At 37.9% G+C, this 17,960-nt stretch carries 20 protein-coding genes and 1 riboswitch; of the genes, 8 read left to right on the top strand and 12 right to left on the bottom strand.

What is annotated here, in order from left to right; all coding sequences use genetic code 11:
* Positions 1–290 precede the first annotated feature (290 nt).
* A complete protein-coding gene (locus F565_RS0117180; protein WP_020214482.1) occupies positions 291–1,343 on the bottom strand; it encodes a WD40/YVTN/BNR-like repeat-containing protein in 1,053 nt (350 codons plus the stop codon).
* 172 nt (positions 1,344–1,515) lie between these two features.
* On the opposite strand from F565_RS0117180, the gene F565_RS0117175 reads away from it, so the two are divergent.
* Positions 1,516–2,136, top strand: coding sequence for an NUDIX hydrolase (locus F565_RS0117175; RefSeq protein WP_020214481.1), 621 nt, complete (start codon positions 1,516–1,518; stop codon positions 2,134–2,136).
* Between the two features lie 11 nt (positions 2,137–2,147).
* On the opposite strand, the gene F565_RS0117170 is transcribed toward F565_RS0117175, so the two are convergent.
* Positions 2,148–2,507, bottom strand: coding sequence for a hypothetical protein (locus F565_RS0117170; RefSeq protein WP_026300136.1), 360 nt, complete (start codon positions 2,505–2,507; stop codon positions 2,148–2,150).
* Between the two features lie 115 nt (positions 2,508–2,622).
* Here F565_RS0117170 and F565_RS0117165 point away from each other — a divergent pair, with 115 nt between their 5' ends.
* Both F565_RS0117165 and F565_RS0117160 read left to right on the top strand, forming a co-directional pair.
* Positions 2,623–3,504 carry a helix-turn-helix domain-containing protein gene (locus F565_RS0117165; protein ID WP_020214479.1) on the top strand — a complete coding sequence of 294 codons (882 nt, stop codon included), beginning with the start codon at positions 2,623–2,625 and terminating at the stop codon, positions 3,502–3,504.
* Between the two features lie 105 nt (positions 3,505–3,609).
* Positions 3,610–3,804: a hypothetical protein gene (locus F565_RS0117160; RefSeq protein ID WP_020214478.1), complete on the top strand. Its 195-nt coding sequence runs from the start codon at positions 3,610–3,612 to the stop codon at positions 3,802–3,804.
* Positions 3,805–3,839: 35 nt separating this feature from the next.
* Here the strand turns inward: F565_RS0117160 and F565_RS0117155 are convergent, their stop codons facing one another.
* Positions 3,840–4,460, bottom strand: a complete 621-nt coding sequence (locus F565_RS0117155) for a porin family protein (protein ID WP_020214477.1) — start codon at positions 4,458–4,460, stop codon at positions 3,840–3,842.
* A 474-nt stretch (positions 4,461–4,934) separates the two neighbouring features.
* Here F565_RS0117155 and F565_RS0117150 point away from each other — a divergent pair, with 474 nt between their 5' ends.
* A complete protein-coding gene (locus tag F565_RS0117150; protein ID WP_020214476.1) occupies positions 4,935–6,785 on the top strand; it encodes a WG repeat-containing protein in 1,851 nt (616 codons plus the stop codon).
* A gap of 8 nt (positions 6,786–6,793) precedes the next feature.
* Here the strand turns inward: F565_RS0117150 and F565_RS0117145 are convergent, their stop codons facing one another.
* Positions 6,794–7,930 (bottom strand): cysteine desulfurase family protein, encoded by a 1,137-nt coding sequence (locus F565_RS0117145; protein ID WP_020214475.1) that lies wholly within the window; start codon positions 7,928–7,930, stop codon positions 6,794–6,796.
* Between the two features lie 110 nt (positions 7,931–8,040).
* On the opposite strand from F565_RS0117145, the gene F565_RS0117140 reads away from it, so the two are divergent.
* Positions 8,041–9,006 carry a membrane lipoprotein lipid attachment site-containing protein gene (locus F565_RS0117140; RefSeq protein ID WP_154652652.1) on the top strand — a complete coding sequence of 322 codons (966 nt, stop codon included), beginning with the start codon at positions 8,041–8,043 and terminating at the stop codon, positions 9,004–9,006.
* Between the two features lie 78 nt (positions 9,007–9,084).
* Here the strand turns inward: F565_RS0117140 and porD are convergent, their stop codons facing one another.
* From porD to F565_RS0117100, 8 genes are all read right to left on the bottom strand, one after another.
* A complete protein-coding gene (gene porD, locus F565_RS0117135; RefSeq protein ID WP_020214473.1) occupies positions 9,085–9,966 on the bottom strand; it encodes a type IX secretion system protein PorD in 882 nt (293 codons plus the stop codon).
* Positions 9,959–11,170 (bottom strand): bifunctional phosphopantothenoylcysteine decarboxylase/phosphopantothenate--cysteine ligase CoaBC, encoded by a 1,212-nt coding sequence (gene coaBC / locus F565_RS0117130; RefSeq protein ID WP_020214472.1) that lies wholly within the window; start codon positions 11,168–11,170, stop codon positions 9,959–9,961. Before coaBC ends, porD begins: the two co-directional genes overlap by 8 nt.
* Before the next feature lie 6 nt (positions 11,171–11,176).
* Positions 11,177–11,497, bottom strand: a complete 321-nt coding sequence (locus F565_RS0117125) for a DNA-directed RNA polymerase subunit omega (RefSeq protein ID WP_020214471.1) — start codon at positions 11,495–11,497, stop codon at positions 11,177–11,179.
* A gap of 8 nt (positions 11,498–11,505) precedes the next feature.
* Positions 11,506–12,312, bottom strand: a complete 807-nt coding sequence (locus F565_RS0117120; protein ID WP_026300135.1) for an outer membrane protein assembly factor BamD — start codon at positions 12,310–12,312, stop codon at positions 11,506–11,508.
* A gap of 151 nt (positions 12,313–12,463) precedes the next feature.
* Positions 12,464–12,976 carry a ferritin gene (locus tag F565_RS0117115; RefSeq protein ID WP_020214469.1) on the bottom strand — a complete coding sequence of 171 codons (513 nt, stop codon included), beginning with the start codon at positions 12,974–12,976 and terminating at the stop codon, positions 12,464–12,466.
* An 89-nt stretch (positions 12,977–13,065) separates the two neighbouring features.
* Positions 13,066–13,659: a hypothetical protein gene (locus tag F565_RS0117110; RefSeq protein ID WP_020214468.1), complete on the bottom strand. Its 594-nt coding sequence runs from the start codon at positions 13,657–13,659 to the stop codon at positions 13,066–13,068.
* 64 nt (positions 13,660–13,723) lie between these two features.
* Positions 13,724–14,596 carry a 4-hydroxy-tetrahydrodipicolinate synthase gene (gene dapA, locus F565_RS0117105; RefSeq protein WP_020214467.1) on the bottom strand — a complete coding sequence of 291 codons (873 nt, stop codon included), beginning with the start codon at positions 14,594–14,596 and terminating at the stop codon, positions 13,724–13,726.
* Positions 14,597–14,600: 4 nt separating this feature from the next.
* Positions 14,601–15,119 (bottom strand): DUF6913 domain-containing protein, encoded by a 519-nt coding sequence (locus F565_RS0117100; RefSeq protein WP_026300134.1) that lies wholly within the window; start codon positions 15,117–15,119, stop codon positions 14,601–14,603.
* Between the two features lie 49 nt (positions 15,120–15,168).
* On the opposite strand from F565_RS0117100, the gene F565_RS0117095 reads away from it, so the two are divergent.
* From F565_RS0117095 to F565_RS0117085, 3 genes are all read left to right on the top strand, one after another.
* Positions 15,169–15,960 (top strand): 5'-nucleotidase C-terminal domain-containing protein, encoded by a 792-nt coding sequence (locus F565_RS0117095; RefSeq protein ID WP_020214465.1) that lies wholly within the window; start codon positions 15,169–15,171, stop codon positions 15,958–15,960.
* The gene (locus tag F565_RS0117090; RefSeq protein ID WP_020214464.1) at positions 15,960–16,871 is read left to right on the top strand and encodes a bifunctional metallophosphatase/5'-nucleotidase; all 912 of its coding nucleotides are present in this window, start codon (positions 15,960–15,962) and stop codon (positions 16,869–16,871) included. Before F565_RS0117095 ends, F565_RS0117090 begins: the two co-directional genes overlap by 1 nt.
* Before the next feature lie 258 nt (positions 16,872–17,129).
* A riboswitch (cobalamin riboswitch) is annotated at positions 17,130–17,317 on the top strand.
* A gap of 108 nt (positions 17,318–17,425) precedes the next feature.
* The gene (locus tag F565_RS0117085; RefSeq protein ID WP_020214463.1) at positions 17,426–17,941 is read left to right on the top strand and encodes a hypothetical protein; all 516 of its coding nucleotides are present in this window, start codon (positions 17,426–17,428) and stop codon (positions 17,939–17,941) included.
* Positions 17,942–17,960 lie beyond the last annotated feature (19 nt).

The following is a 17,960-nucleotide window of genomic DNA, read 5'->3' as shown; positions in this document are numbered from 1 at the left end:
AGCACCAAAGGCTTTTTGCAGTAAAATGGAACAATTATGTAATGAAATTACCTCATTCTTTTGTCTTGAAACAAAAGAAGCAATCCCGATAGCTATCGGGACAAGGCTCTAACTTCTTATGCTACAAATTATAAGCTTCGGCTAAATCATTTGAACTCGCTGCGCTCTGACAGCAAATGATTTCTGACGCCTCAACTTATAATTTGCTAAACGCAACGAAGTTTAAGGCCTTAGCTTCACTCATATTCGCTCACTCATAACTCAATAACATTAAACCAATATACGTAAATCTATTTAAGTTTTATCCTAATAATTTCCTTTTGTCCGGCAGCAATAATGGTTTTAGCATCAGCAAACTGGACAGTGTTGAAAGCTTTGCTGTCTACGATTTTTTTCCATGTAGCGCCACGGTCATACGAATAATATATACCCGACGGCCCTGCTGTAACAAGTTCATCTCCATGCCCGCCCGGCACAAACTGTACGCAGCTTGCATAGCCAAAACCTGTATTCTCCCCTACCGGTTTCCATGTTTTGCCGCCGTCTGTAGTAAGTATTTTGTTGCCGCTGTTTTTAGTAAGCTGCTCATAATTGCCGCCCACTGCAAAGCCAATATTTTCGTCGTAAAAATCAATAGAAAAAATACCCGACATCTCGGTTCCCTGAGCAATTGGAGTATCAAATACTTCCCACGTTTTACCTTTATCTGCCGAATAAAACACTCTTGATTTTTTACCTCCCGATGCTATCCAGGTTTTATCTCCCTTAATAACAATGTTAGTATTACTGGCTGCAAATGCAGCTTCGCCTTCTGCCGTTTTAGGCATGGTGCCGCAGGTTTGTTTTGTCCATGTTTCGCCGCCATCTTTAGTAGTTATTACAGCAAGGCAACCGTTAGCAGGGTCGCCCATGGCAATACCTTCCTTATCATTATAAAATCGCATACAGTCGTAAAATACCTTTTCGCCACTTTCTGTATAAACCTCTTTGTTGCGTTTACCATCTTTAGAAATTTTATGCAGCAATGCCGGAGAAGCCACATTAAGTATAAAAACATCGGTACTTGTTTGGGCTATGGCCCTGAACTCCGGTAGTAAAGTATCTTTAGCAACCACACCGTTAAAATTTTTATCGCCGCTTAAAGATACCCATCCAAATTTGCCTTTACTACCTGCATACCAAGCCTTATCTCCATCTATAATTAGTGCGCGAATACTGATATCATCTGTTAAAAGTGTATCGACCGTAGTAGTGGTAAACGACAGTTTATAATCTTTTTTTTCGTCTTTTTTACAAGCCGAGAAAGCAAGGACACACAATACGGGTAGCAGGTATTTTTTCATGATAGCGGGTTTAAGAAGCTAAGATAGCATTCTAAAACTTTTTAACAGAATGGTAGACAGAATTTTAAAGTAGTTTTATAAGATTTATGCTGTTTTAACGCTATCAAATAAAGCATAACCCCGATAGGATTTACTGATTTTAGTATATTTACAAAACCAATACACCTTATACATGCACTCTATTTTAGACCAGATAAAAAAGCTGAAAGCCATTGCCGATACCGGCCTTTTGTACAGTATTAATGACTATGACCGTGAGCGCTATACCGAATTGCATCAAGTAAGCCTTGAGCTTATGAGCCAGGTAAGCGGTAATAATACTGAAGTACTTAAGGAAATGTTTGCCCTTGTGACCGACTACCCTACCGTTAAGACCGATGTAAGGGCACTGGTGCTATCTGCAAATAAAAAGCAGGTGCTCCTTGCACGCGAAAGTGCCGATGGCAAATGGTCTTTACCCGGCGGCTGGGCAGATGTGGGGCAATCGCCTAAAGAGGTTGCAGTTAAGGAGATACACGAAGAAACCGGCCTTGACGTTAACCCTTTAGCCCTGCTTGCCGTATTTGATAAACGCATGCATCCGCATCCGCCACAGCCTTTTTATGTATATAAAATGGTTATTTACTGCGAGGCAACATCTACCACTATTACCAAAGGTTTTGATGTGCTGGATGCTGCGTGGCATAACATTGATAACCTGCCTGAACTAAGTGAAGACCGTATACTTAAAAGCCAGATAGAACTCGTGTATAACAAAGTTATCGATAATGATTTTACAGCCTATTTTGATTAATTTTCAGCACGTTAAACCGTTCTGTTCTTACCGTCGAGCATGTATATCCAGATCATGCGCGACAGCCTGAAGTTAAAAGTGCTTAGCAATACTGCAAGGCCCGCTATAAGCGACATCATACCTGCATAACTTTTTATAAAAAAGTGCGCTACTATAAAAGCAGCTATCATTTCGGCAACGGTAAGGCCGTAGCTAACATACATAGAACCAAAAAAGTAGCCTGTTTCTTTCTCGAATTTATGGTTGCAGTTAGGGCAGTTGGCATTCATGTGCGGCATACGAAACAGTAACGGATTTCCTTTCGTTGCAAACACTTTACCTACTCCACATTTAGGACATTTTTCTTCTAATATATCTATGAATTGTGACATGGTATTTTTTATTCAAAGGTAAGATACATAAAGGTTTACTACCATATACTATGTTCGCAATATTTTGTACATTTAGGACATATTATGACTTATAATCCACTAATAAATTTTTAACATGAAGAAAGTCAGCGTTTTAGATATTCAACAGTTTCATGACCACGATAGCGCTGAGGATTTTTATGCTAATACTTTAGAAGATCATCTTATAACCAGGCATAAGGATATTGCCCTGCCCCACTCTCATAACTTTTATCTTGCCATACTTTTTACACATGGCAGCGGCACTCATGAAGTAGATTTTACGGCTTATAACGTTAACCCCGGAGCATTATTTTTCCTGAATCCCGGGCAAACCCATCATTGGGAATTATCTGCTGATACTAAAGGCTTTATATTTTTTCATACCCGATCTTTTTATGAGCTTCAATATACACAAAGTACACTGGGGCAATTTCCGTTTTACTACAGTATGCATAACGCACCGTGCATTAATTTAAATAGTGATGAAATAAGTAAAATGACGCTGCTATTTGAATCTGTTTACTCAGAAAATCATACTGTTAACACTCTCAAATCACAGGCGCTTGCCAATTTTATAAGCCTGATATACATACAGAGTACCCGTATTTATACAAGCCAAAATCAGGTTACTGTAGCTACAGAGAACCCTTATTACGGTAAGTTCAGGAAATTTGAAACACTTATAGAACAGCACTTTAAGACAGAAAAATCGCCGGCTGTTTATGCCTCGCTTATGGCCATGACACCAAAACACCTCAACCGCATTACACAGGCTGTGACCCATAAAACTGCTACTGATGTTATCCTGGACCGCATACTGCTGGAAGCAAAAAAAGAAATGATATTGCAGCGCGACAGCCTTAGCCAAATTGCAGAAAGCCTGGGCTATGATGATTATGCCTATTTTTCGCGGCTGTTTAAAAATAAGACAGGAGAAACGCCATCGGGCTTTTTAAACAAATACGGCAAAAACTAAATAATCTGGAATATACAGTTGCTAAACAACTCTTATAGTATTGTTATAACTAATTGGCATTGAAATAATTTGCGGTAACTTTAATGTTACCAAATTATCGATACAATGAGTAAACTAAAGAAAAAAGCAAAAAAAGGCAGTGCCAAAAAAAACAAACTTGGTGTAAAGAATTCGCTGGTAAATAATATAAATGCCCGCAAACGCAAAGGTAAATCACGGCCTAAAAAAAAGAGTACAGTATCTAAAAAATCATATTCTAAAATGAAAAAGAACTGGGGCAAAAAGAAAAAGAAAAAATAGCAACTACTGCTTGTAACAAGCAGTAGTTAAATATATTAAAGCATAAAATTTATACCTACATTAAACGAATTCCTAAAATTCACGGTGCTATTTCCATAATTAATATCGTCTTTAAAAATATCGGTAAAGCCACTTTGCAGGTCGTAATCTAAAAAGATTTTAGCGTAGTTAGAAACCGGTATTTTTACCCCAAGTCCCGCTGCTAAACCAAAATCGGTAGTATTAAAATCAGATTTAACATCAGTTTTAAAGCGGGTATCTTCAGCATTTAACAAAAAACCAACGTATGGCCCAAAATTTACATACCAGTTTCCTGAATTACCAAAGTGAAAATTTGCCATAACGGGAACCGTTATATAATCAAGGTTATAATTTGTTTTGTAGAGCACGCCTCTGTCTCCCTCAATAACATCATTATTCCAACCCTTCCTGTCGTATATAGCCTTGACTTTCAGGCTCCAGTCTTTCGAGAAATAGAAATCGGCAGATGCGCCTGCGTTAAAGCCTGTGCGATAATCACTGCTCCATCTTGAGTCGGCAATAAAAGAGCCGTTAAGACCGCCGTTAAAACCAAATTCTACATTGCCTTTATCCTGTGCCGTTGCAAATCCAAAACATGCTACGATAGCAATGCACGATAAAATAATTTTTTTCATAAACTTATTTTTTAAAATCGTTATCGTTAGCATAGCATCAATTTGCTTGCCACAAAAAATTTGATAGATTACTTTTTGCAAAAAATATTTTCGAACAGCAAATCTCATACAAAAAAAATTTGCACAATCAGGACATCAATAATCTGTATATAATAATTTAGCAGCCGCTATTAACTAAAGTAGCGTTGTTCAAAACCTTGTTTTTCGACATTTGCAGACATCAAAAAGACAGCTTCGAACATGCTTTGGTCAGGTTTAAACAATTTTAGGCTTAAATGGCCAAAAACGCCATGTATACCACTTTACAAGTAAATTTAAATATATAGAAAAGCATAAAGAAATTTAAACAAAATTTTAACCCCGATTAATGCAAAAATTATCTGACGAAATACCATATTTAGGAAAAATAAAATTTTTAAAAAATCTAAAATTATATTTACATTTATAAGATAACTTAACACAGCCTTAGCGGTTATGAAACTACTTTTAATTTTTATCGTGCTCTTAACAACATTAATTGCTACTGCACAAAAAAAACCTCTTTTCAGGATTATAGAAAATAATAAAGTGGGTTACATGAATGCTGATGGTAATGTAATTATAGCGCCGGTATATAATAGTGGAAGCGATTTTAAGAGTGGCATGGCAGCTGTAAGAAAAGATGCTTTGTATGGATTTATAAATAGTGAAGGTGTTTTTATATTGCCTCCCATATATGATCTGGCAGAGCCTTTTTTTAATAATTGTGAGTATACCTACGTTGTTTTAAACGGGGAAAATAAATTCATTAATAAAAAAGGAGAGAATATAATTAATAGGGAGTTTAGAGGATTTTACTATATAAATAATGAAACAGGGATGTTATATACGCCTGATTCTATTAATGTTATATACGATCTTAAACATAAAAAAAGCCTTTCAGAACTAAAAAACACAAATGCAGGTCCTTTCAGCAATGGCGTTTCGACAGCATATACCACAAAAGGCATTCCGTATGTTATAAATTTAAAGGGAGATCATATTGTACCAACAGGAAAATACGATGATATAAACGATTATTATAACGGCATTGCCATTGCTGTAAAAAAGAATGGAGACGGTGGCAGCAGTTATTTAAGTGCCATAGACACAAAGGGTATCGAGCTCTTTACACATAATTATGACAGGATGTTTATAGATGGGGATACACATTTTAGTAATGGATTTGCCCCACTGAGTTTTAGAAAAAAAGAGGGTGAGTATGATTATTTTACAAGTTATATTAACACTAAAGGCAAGGTAGTCTTTAATGACACTACAGTGACGGAAGCGACTAATTTTAGCAACAATCGTGCTTTTATCCTTATTAAAAACAAATATATGCTGATTGATACCAACTTTAAAAAAGTTACTGAAACGTCTTTTAGTAATGTACCTAAAGGCGGATTTACCAATGGTTATGCGGTTGTAGAGAATGACTATAGTATAGGTGTAATAGATATTAACGGTAAGTATATTATAGAGCCCCTTGCAGATGCAAGCGATGGGGTTATAATTGGCGATTACTTTTTTTACGAAAAATATATTAACGATGAAGATGTGTATGGCGTTATATCTTTAAAAGGCAATGAAATTTTAAAACCCATACTTCAACATTATGACAGTGAGGGTTTTGTAAATGGACTATTGCAAACTACTGTAAACAATAAGCTTACTTATTTCAATACTAAAGGCAGTATGATATGGCAGCAAAAAGATGCCGCTGCATCTGGGCCGCATACCTTAAATATTGATTACATGAACAGGGGTTATTTTTATGCTTACTCTAATGAAACTGAAGAGAAATATAATGGCTGGGGAAGGTCTCGAAATTATCCTAAAACAATTACTCCCGATAAAAATTTCACACCTAATACACTTTCTGTTAGCATAGATACAACTCAACCCAAAATTTTTAGAGATATCTATGCTGGCTACAACCTTTATATTACCAATACTACGGGCGCAGATATTACTTTTAGTGCCGAGGACAGCCGGTTGTATGTTACACTACAGGCAATGGATGCTAACGGTATCTGGAAAAATATAGAATATACACCAAACAGTTGGTGTGGCAATAGTTATCATACAGTAACATTGCCGGTAAACAGTTATTGGGAATTTACAATCCCTAAGTATGAGGGCTATTTTAAAACAAAAATCAGGGCTGTACTTAAAACAAAATCGGGAAAAAACAATGATCCTGAAATTTTCAGTAATTCTATTGATGCCTCTGTAAACCCCGCCCAGTTTTTTAACAAAAATCGCTATACAGCCAGCAGTTTAATGGATCCCTATTTCGAATAAACTTAATATTACACCATTTTCTTTAGAGCCTCAATTAGTAAATCAACATCATCATTAGTATTATAATGGCTAAATGAAATTCGTAATGACGGTTTCTTAACATCTTCATTTGATAAGATCTCTTTAAGTACGTGCGATGGCTTTACCGATCCCGACTGGCATGCACTACCCCTCGAAACTGCTACACCCTGCATATCAAGGTGAAATAGTATCATCGCGGTTTTGTCATCCGGCAAGGGTAACAATACATTGGTAATATTATAAAATAATTGCTCATCATTGCTTTGCCCGTTTATTTTAAATCCGGGAAAATGTACATCAAGCTGTTTATGCAAATAATTTTTAACCGATGTAATATGTTGCCTTTCAGCATCTAAATTAGCATACGATATTTCTAAGGCTTTTGCCATACCGGCAATTTGGTGTATAGCTTCGGTACCGCCACGCAGGCCTTTTTCCTGCTCACCACCATAGATCATGGGCTTAAGCCCAATTTTTTTATTGATGTATAAAAAACCTATACCCTTGGGACCATGATATTTATGTGCGCTCGATACCAAAAAATCTATAGGGAGGTTTTGCAAATCAAATTCTGTTTTACCTATAGATTGTACCGTATCGGTATGAAACAACGCTTTATATTGCCTGCAAAGCATACCGGCCTGCTGCAGGTTTAACACCGTACCTGTCTCATTATTAACATGTATAAGGCTTACCAGCGTAGGTATATCTTCCTGCAACAAAGCTTCAAGGTGCTTAAGGTTGGGGCTGCCGCCGGGCAACAGGTTTACATAGTCGGCACGAATGCCAAACTGCGTTACCAGTTGGGGTAAAGTATTTAATACAGAGTGATGCTCTGTACTGCTGCTGATGATACGGCGAATGCCCAGATCTTTAACAGCACTATGCAATATTAAATTATTTGCCTCTGTACCACCGGATGTAAAAATAATTTCGCGTGCTTCTGCGTTAATAAGGGATGCAATAGTTTTACGCGCCGTTTCGAGCACTACCCTGGCACTACGTCCAAAGCTGTGTGTAGATGACGGGTTGCCATATACGGCGGCCATTACCTGCGTAATTTCTGATAGTACTTCGGGGCGTAATGCTGTTGTAGAGGCGTTATCGAGATATGCTTTTTTCATTGGTGCAAAATTACCTAAAAAATACTTTGCAACACTATTTTTGGCCTGCCGGCGGTAAAAGCTTTTTGCAAACAATTAAAAACGTTATTTTTGTTGAAAATTACTCCTTTATGAAGAAGATCTTTTTAGCGCTTACGGCACTGGTACTCTTTACCGGCTGCGATGATGGCGATATGACTTTTAAAACATTTAATTTTAGCGAAAATAATATACCCGCTTTTTGTACAGACAACCGGGGTACTATATACCTAATTAACGGTACAGAGGTATTACTTTTTAAGCTGGACACTAACTTACTTTTAAACGTACCAAGCCCCATTGTAAATGGCATTCCGCAGGCTACTCGTGTAGCTATAGGCAGCGGTACAAACAGGATGTACTACAGGACGTATAGCAATACACCAAATACTGCCACCTTCTGCGGAAGTTCTGGCACGCCAAACCTTGTTGAAGAATGGCCGGGCAATGGCACACTGCTTATAATTACTACCGAAGTAAGGGGAACCGATGGGAAGCTGACAGGATATCAACGACAGATAACGATAGAGAGTGCTACCTTTAGTAATGGCGAGCAGGAAGTAACAATTACAGCTAACAGTTTACGCGCATTTACCGAAATCCTGAATTATAGTTTTGATTTTCCGGAAGATATTGTTGCTACCTGCAGTACTACACTGGCTTATAAAACCAATAGTGTTCAATCTTTAGAGTTGTATCTTGAAAATCCTGCTTACCTTAGTGGTACTGCCGCCCTTGAAGACATTAACCTTAACGATGATCTTTTACCAGAGGAGGATAACAATAATTTATATTTCAGGAAATTTAATACCGCTGTTACCCGTAATAATATTTGCAGCGGGCTGCCATCCGGTACGGTACAAACACAACTGTGGAGGGCAATATCCGGTACGGTAAAGATAATCCCCACTCCGGATAGCGAAGACAGCAGCCGCACTGATTATGAAATAAGGCTGTACAACGCAGTATTTGAGAATGGTGCTGCCCCTGCAGAGTTATACAGTCCCGAAAACACTACAGGATTAGATTATTATCTTATGGGTAAAGTAGATAATTAAATTAACAACAGGTTAAAAAACAAAAGCGGCTGACCATAAAAAGGGCAGCCACTTTTGTTTTTTATTAAAGCAGTACTATTATTTTATATTACTCCATTTAGAACCGTTAAGTGGCGATATTTTGTTTAAGGTACTTACAAGATCTGTTACCTGAACAAGGGGCCCGCTGGAAAACATACTCACAATTTCATCAGATTTTGCATCAAAAAATACGCGGGTTAAAAAAGCATTAGGGCGCACCTTATACAACTCTCCAAGCGTTTTAATGGCTCCTATAGCTTTTTCCTTAGCACCTTTCTGGTTATCTGCCATAAGATCGAGCGCGCCTAAATGATACTCATATAGCGCTGTCCTAAAGGGGGTAAAAGTATTAGATAAAATATCGTTAGCTAAGTAATACCTGCTCTGGTTACCATCCTGCGGGCTCCAGCCTTTGCCACCACCCTGCGCTACACTGGCTATGCCTTGTGCAGCTTCATAATACGGTGTACCGCCTTCTTTTTTAAAAGTATCTGCATCGAGGCCAATGATCATGTTAGCATAAAAAGCAACTACAGATACCAGGTTAGAATCAAAAGTAGTAGGGTTATAAATAAGGTTTTCCCCATCTATATACCTAAAAGTAACATCTTTATCATTGTAATTGAATATAGGCGATACATAACCCGAATTAAATACAGGCCTTGACGATAAAACCTGTAGCGTAGCGGTAAAGTTATTATCATTAAACGCAGATACATTAAATAGTAACGAACAGTCTATACGTTCTCCCCTGCTCATATTGCGCTGTGTAAAACGTGTATTGTTTACAAAATCAGATAACGACTTTTCGAGCGTTTTAAATATTTGCGGGTTAACATCTGTAATACGGTCAAAGTTTACTTTTACGGTACAATTAAGTTCCTGTGCATTTGCAGTAAGCGTAAACAATATTAGCACTGCAGCTATATATTTATACATTGTAACGGTTTTTTATCTTATTTATAATATCCTGTGCAACCTCTTCTTTCGTTTTAAGTTCCATAGGCTCTTCATTAAAATCACTGTCTATAAAGGTAACCTTATTTGTGGCTTTACCAAAACCTGCACCCTCATCGTTAAGCGAGTTTAGTACGATCAAATCTAAGTTTTTTTTCCTGATCTTAGCCTTCGCATTCTCAATTTCATTCTCAGTTTCGAGTGCAAACCCTATCAAAAACTGATCCTTTTTTATTTCGCCCAAAGATGCCAGTATATCTTTTGTTTTCTCCAATTCTAATACTAACGTGCTTTCGCTCTTTTTTATTTTCTGTGGTGCAACATCTTTTGGCCTGTAATCTGCAACGGCAGCGGCAGCAACGGCAACATCAACAGCATCAAAATATTCATGGCAGGCAGTATACATATCCTGAGAGGATGTAACATGCACTACTTTTATACGTTCATGCTTAACCTTTAAGTGCGTTGGCCCGCTTATAAGCACTACATCTGCACCCTCAATAGCGGCAGCAAGCGCTATATCATAGCCCATTTTACCCGATGAATGATTCCCTATAAAACGCACAGGATCTATAGGTTCGTAGGTGGGGCCGGCGGTAACAAGTATTTTTTTTCCAAGCAGCGGTAGTTTGCCTTCAATGTCATGCTCTATAAAGGTAATAATATTTTCGGGCTCTGCCATACGGCCTTCACCGGAAAGCCCACTGGCAAGTTCGCCGCTTTCGGCAGGGATAATTATATTGCCAAACGATAGCAACTGGGCAAAACTATGTTTTGTAGAGGGGTGAATGTACATATCAAGATCCATTGCCGGGGCAATATACACAGGGCATTTAGCCGAAAGATATGTAGCAATAAGAAGGTTATCACTATTGCCTGATACCATTTTAGATAAGGTATTGGCCGTGGCCGGGGCAATAATAAAAAGGTCGGCCCAAAGGCCAAGCTCTACATGGTTGTTCCAAACAGCATTTTCATCTCCTTCATGATAAAAAGAAGAATGCACAGGGTTTTTAGATAATGTAGATAGTGTGAGCGGGGTAATAAAATCTTTAGAAGCAGGCGTCATGACTACTTTTACATGTGCGCCTGCTTTTATAAATAACCTTACTAACGACGCTGTTTTGTATGCGGCAATACCACCGGATATACCAAGTAGTATTTTTTTACCGCTTAAAACAGACATCAGTAATTATTGTTTGTTAGGATCCCTGTAAGAAACTTTACCATCTAACCATTCCTGTACTGCAAGTGCATGTGGCTTAGGTAGTTTTTCGTAAAATTTAGAAACCTCTATTTGTTCCTTGTTCTCAAAAATTTCCTCAAGGCTGTCATTGTACGTAGCAAACTCTTCAAGCTTTTCGATAAGTTCCTTTTTAATTTCGGTATTTATCTGGTTAGCCCTCTTAGCCATAATTGTAATTGCCTCGTATATGTTACCTGTAGGCTCTTCTATTGTAACCTTGTTGTAGGTAATAGTGTTTACGGGAGCAGTTGCTTTCTTTAAATCCATAGGACGTTTTATTTAGAAAATTTTTGTAATTCAGTATCAATTCTTGCAAGCATTGTATCTGCCTGCTCTTTGTATTTTGTATCGGCTTTAAACTTTACAAGGGCAGCATAGTTAACTTTTGCAGCCTCAAGACGGTCTAACATTTTACTTGGCACACTGTTAATAGCCAGTTGGTAAGACGAATCGTATTTTAAAAACAATGCATCTTCCTTAAGCGGCGTACCCGGAAAATCTATCAAGAAGTTATCCAGTGTTTTTAGCGCTGCATTATAATCGCCAAAATATTCTGCTGTGGCATGGTATTGTTTGGCAATTTCAAAAGCCTTGGTTTCAAGCTTTTCGTTCAGTTCTTTTACAAGCTGGTTAGCTTCCGGCATTAACTGCGAGTTAGGAAACCTGTCTATAAACTGCTGTAATTTATCAAGCGCCTTATACGTATCAACCTGGTCTAAAGAATAACGTGGCGATAAATAGTAGTAACTTTTTGCACCAAGCAATGATGCCTCTTCTATCTTTTCACTGCGTGGGTAGCCGGCAGTAAAACTTTCAAACTGGTAACCGGCAGTATAATATTGTTTTGTTTTGTACAACGCCTGTGCATACATGTAAAATAACTTTTCTGCCTGTGGCTTACCACGGTAAGACGGCGCTATTTGCTCAAAAAGGCGAATAGACTTGGCATACTTGCCTTTTTCATAAAGTTTCTCGGCAACATCATATTTCACCTTAATATCTTCAGATTTAAGGGCTTTTTGAAATTCACTGCACGAAGTAAGCACGCATGCAAAAAGGAGTATATAAAAAAATCTTGCCATATATATAGGTTGTGCTGTTGTACAGCTGCAGTTTTTAAGCAACTGCAAATTTAGTTAATAATTACAGAATACAAAATCTTTTTTTGAAGTATAAATTCATAAAAAAAGATGCCTTTGCGGGCACCTTCTCTTAAACTGTTTTTTGCACGATTTATTGTACAATATTATGGCCTTGCGACGTAAAATTTTTCATGTCGTTATCAAACATGTATAATCCGCCTTTACTATCGCCTATAAGGTCTATTTTATCTAATATAACTTTAGCCTGTGCCTCTTCCTCTATCTGCTCGCTTACATACCATTGCAGGAAATTGTGCGTAGCATAATCTTTATGAGTCAAAGCTATATCTACCAGGTTATTTATGCTTGCAGATACCTTAACCTCATGCTCGTATAACTGGCGAAAAAGCACGCTGAACGATGAATAGTCCAGCCTTGGCTCGTCTAAAGCAGATACCACAGCATAGCCACCGCGCTGGTTTACATATTTTAAAAGCTTAAGCATGTGCAGCCTTTCTTCGTCGCTTTGCTTAAACATAAATGCAGCAATACCTTCAAATCCTTTAACCTCGGCCCATGAAGCCATTGCAAGATATATCTGAGATGATTCTGCTTCTACTTTTATCTGTTCGTTTAGCGCAGCCGCCATTATATCTGGTAACATGATGTATAATTTTAAAGTTGTTTACTACAAATTTAGCCATTTTTCGTAACTTTTCTATTACAAATAATATCGACTTACAAATTTACACATCATGTTACTATATCTACTGGCACCGCCGGCTCGGCATTTAAATAATACGATGAGTATTTTTCCCACCACTCGAAGTTAGGGATCAGGTCTAAATCGGATGGTCTATATTGTTCATAAAATGTTAATGAATCATTTGAAACAATTACCCACGCAAGATGTCCTGTATGGTTATATTGAAAAATAAATTCATACCTACCATCACTCTCATAATATTTTTTTGTTTTATTATAAATAGCCGAATTATCTTCGATACAAATTTCCTGATAAAATATAGATTTATTGTTTATGTAAATGGAAATACTCTTACTATTCAATGTTGAATTATAATAAGAATGATTATGATTTTTAGTGTAATTAGAAGTCAAATATTCAATTTCACATATTTTAATTGAAATCAAATTTAAAGAAAGTAATTCCCTATGGGACTTACCATACTCAATAAAATAAAATTCGTTGATAAATAAATTATCAATATAAAATTCCTTTTTTTGCAGTCGGTTATTTTCCTTAAAAACTTTTATATAGTCCTCAATATCCGGCAATTGATCTATTTCTAATTTTTTCCCAGAGAAATCTGTATAGGATATTTCCATAGCTTTTAATTATAGTTACAAGATATGGAAATATCTTATTAGTAAAAGTTTAATCTTAAGGAGCTTAAATTTTCTTTACAAAATTCCCTATCCTACCTGCTAAATCTTCATCAACGTTAACCAGCGGAAGCCTTACGGTATCCTCACTTAGGCCAAGTTCTTTAAATATATGCTTGATGCCTGCGGGGTTGCCCTGCTCAAAAATAAGGTCTATAGCGTCGGCATATTTGTAGTGCAGTTTATACGCTTCGTTCACTTTACCGTCAAGGCCCAGGCGAACCATTTGGGCAAACTCTGTAAAGCCCTGTGCAATAACACTTATTACCCCTGCCCCACCGGCAAGTACCATAGGCAGTGTAATCATATCATCGCCGCTTATTACAAGAAAACCTTCGGGCTTTTTTTGTATCAGCTTCATTGCCTGAACAATATCTCCGGCAGCTTCTTTAATAGCTACAATGTTTTTAAAATCGTTCGCCAGGCGAATCACCGTTTGCGGCAGCATGTTGCTCGATGTTCTTCCCGGTACATTATAAACAATTATAGGTAGCGGCGAAGCCTGTGCTATTGCTTTAAAATGCTGGTAAATACCTTCCTGTGTAGGCTTATTATAATAAGGAGAAACCGATAATATAGCTGCAAATGCCGACAGGTCGCGTGTAGTAAGTTCGTCGGTAACTTCTTTAGTATTGTTACTGCCCACGCCCAGTACTAAAGGCAGGCGGCCATTATTAGCACTGATAACGGTATCTATAACCAGTTCCTTTTCGTCCTTACTAAGTGTAGCGGCTTCGGCTGTGGTACCCAATACCACAAGGTAATCTATACCACCCTCTATCTGGTAGTTTACAATTTTTATAAGCGCATCCGTATCTACCGAAAAATCTTTTTTAAAAGGGGTAATCAGCGCAACGCCAGTACCTGTTAATGACTGCATGGGTTTATATTTTGTTTAGTATTTTTAGATATTTAAAAAGCTCTGCAACAAATTCTTTATATTTCTCTGCCTGAGATGCTATCATAAAATTGTCCAGACGCTTATCGGTCCCCGCAAAGCCCACTTTAAATTTGGCCTTACTTTTTATGGTTGCCAGTACAAGCGGTGGTTTCTCTACATCATAATAGCTTATAAGCATATCAAACGGTTTGTTCATAAAAGCAGCTACATCGGCTTTTTCAAAATTTCCGGTTACAGATATGTCTTTTCGGGTATAATGGCAGCAATCCGGAGCCTGCCCTTTTTTAATACGCTCTACAAAACTAAGCGTTTCTATAGCGTTACGGTTAATTCCGTTTACGGTTAATTCTTCTATAAGAGCCTCTTTGTTAGTAAAATAGGTTTCATCTATTAGTAATCCTACGGTCTTAACTTTATCGGGAGAAGCAGTAGGTTTATAATTTGGTAAACTATTCTTAATAATCTTTTTCAGGCTGAAATCTTTAATAAACTTCAAAAACATAGTACTTTTATTGCCGAATGCAAAAATATCGAAATAAAGGTCAATCACAATGATATTATCTAAAAAGTATAACACATCTCTTTTGCGGTTTGTTTTATTCTTAACAATAACCGGGGGTTTTACTGCCTGTGGCCCGGAAATATTAAGAAACACATCTATTGAAGGAAAAAAAATACCCATAACCTCTGATTATGCCACTACACAAAGCATAGACTCTTTTGTAAAACCATACCGGGAACATATAGACCGTGACCTTGACAGCGTGCTTGCCTATAGCCCCGAAACGCTTGACAAAAGTAAAAGCATAGGCGGATGGCAAACCACCATAGGCAACCTGATGGCAGATGTTACCCTTGAAAAAGCCGATAAGGTATTTATGGCCCGCGAACACCGCCACATTGATGTTTGCCTGCTTAACCACGGTGGCATACGCTCTATTATTGCTAAAGGCAATGTTACGGCACGTACTGCTTTTGAGATCATGCCTTTTGAAAATTCACTGATTGTTATTGCCCTTAAAGGCGAGCAGATGGTAGAGATAGCAAATTATATTGCCAAAGAAAAGAAGCCTCACCCGCTTGCCGGAATGGAAATTCATTTAAGTAAAGAGGGCACAGTTATTGCCCTTGCAGTACAGGGAAAACCTGTAGAAGCCGGCAAGATTTATAACGTAGCAACGTCTGACTATCTGGCTAATGGCGGCGACAGCATGGACTTTTTTAAGAAAGGCGTAAAAAGCTACGACCTTGATTACAAACTGCGTAACCTGTTTATAGATTATTTTAAAGAGACAGATACTATTCCTGTTATTAAAACACAGCGCATTATACAAGACAAATAATGAAAAGGAGAGATTTTATACAAAAAACGGCAGCAGGCAGCGCCCTTGTTCTTGGCGGATTATCGTTAAGCAGCTTTGATGACATACCCGAAACTAAAAAGCTTACCATACTGCACACTAACGATGTGCACAGCCATATAGATCCTTTTGCTTTAGACGACCCTAAGTACCCTAATATGGGTGGCGCAGCACGCAGGTCTACACTTATAGAGCAGATACGCAAGGAAGAACCTAATGTATTGTTGCTGGATGCCGGCGACGTTTTTCAGGGTACGCCTTACTTTAATTATTATGGCGGTGAGCTCGAATTTAAGATCATGAGCATGATGAAATACGACCTGTGCACCATGGGCAACCACGATTTTGATAACGGCATAGACGGTTTTTATAAACAGTTGCCCCATGCTAAATTCGACTTTGTTTCGGCTAATTACGATTTTAAGAATACCGTGCTAAACGGCATTGTAAAGCCTTATAAGATATTTGTAAAAGACGGACTTAAAATAGGCATCTTTGGCCTTGGGGTAGAACTTAACGGGCTGGTTAATGCCAATCTTTACAAAGAAACGGTGTACCGTAACCCTATAGAGATAGCCCAGGATATGAGCCGCATACTTAAGGTTAACGAAAAATGCGACCTTGTTATATGCCTTTCGCACCTTGGCTTTATTTATGCTAACGAACCCGAAAAAATATCGGACATTGTACTGGCACGAACTACAAAAAATATCGACCTTATTATAGGTGGCCATACCCATACTTTTTTAACCAAACCATACATAGAAAAAAACCTTGATGGCGAAGAAGTTATGATAAACCAAGTGGGCTGTTACGGAATCAATTTAGGCCGCATAGATTTTACTTTCGAAAAAGGCAGGAAAAAACTGGGTGGCAGGACGTTGATTGTTTAAGATAGTTGCAGAGTAGCTAAGTGCCAGATTTGCAGAGTTAAATAAACGCCCTTTTCAGGGGTTGGGTCATTGCGAGGCATGAAGCAATTTGAATTATTTTAATGAGATTTGCTTCGTACCTCGCAATTACAGGCTCTCGAAAATCAATTTTATTTAAATCATAATAGTATACCACCGTCAACCTTAATCTGTAATACAACTTTCCTGTTCTAAAAATACATCTTTATTTAGTAATAGCGATTGTAAATATCTGTGTTATATTTGCAGCGTAATTTTGGTTGCCATTTTACATGGCATTAAAAGGGAATTGGGTGAAAATCCTAAACTGTTCCTGCAGCTGTAATCTTCATAAAAAAAGGATGCTATAACAAGCCACTGCCATTTATGGCGGGAAGGCATAGCAATCCGGAGAGAGTCAGAAGACCTGCCATTTTACAATTTCAGTGCTTTCAGGATAAAGGCATGGAAAGTAAAGCTTTACCATGCATGGTAAAGCACCTCTTTCTGTTTTTTTATTCCTGGTATTTGTTGTAAATAACTAAATAAACCATAGAATGAAAAGAATTTTTACTATTTCACTGTTTCTCTTTTTACTAACTTTTTCATCAAAACTATCAGCCCAGTTTTCTCAGGACGATGTTAAGTTTTGGGTAGGCGAAGGATCTCAAAACGCAATCTTGGTTGTTGATTTCAGGGATGGTACTACAGATCCGTCTTTTGCTTTTGGGTACCATTATCCGGCAGATACAGAACTTACTTTTGCGGATTTGATACAGGCAGTGGCCACCGCCGAACCTAATTTTACTTTTGCCCAAAGTAACATAGGGTTTCTTGAAGATATTATCTACAATAACCATATTCGTTTACAAGGACAGCCGGACTGGTGGAGCACATGGTCTGGCGACACTGCACAGGACATGCAGCCTAACCAGGGAATATCAGAGCCATTATTAAACAGCCGTTGGTACGGAGTATCGTATGGTTTTATGGGAGACGAAGGCCCACTAATGCCTACTGTAACCTATCCTGCCTACAGTTCGCTGTGGTTTAGCAATGAAGATGTTACCTAATGGATTGGCGAGGGAGAAA

It is taken from the genome of Flavobacterium rivuli WB 3.3-2 = DSM 21788 (assembly GCF_000378485.1).
Classification (GTDB): Bacteria; Bacteroidota; Bacteroidia; order Flavobacteriales; family Flavobacteriaceae; genus Flavobacterium; species Flavobacterium rivuli.
This window is presented reverse-complemented; position numbering and strand designations above follow the sequence as displayed.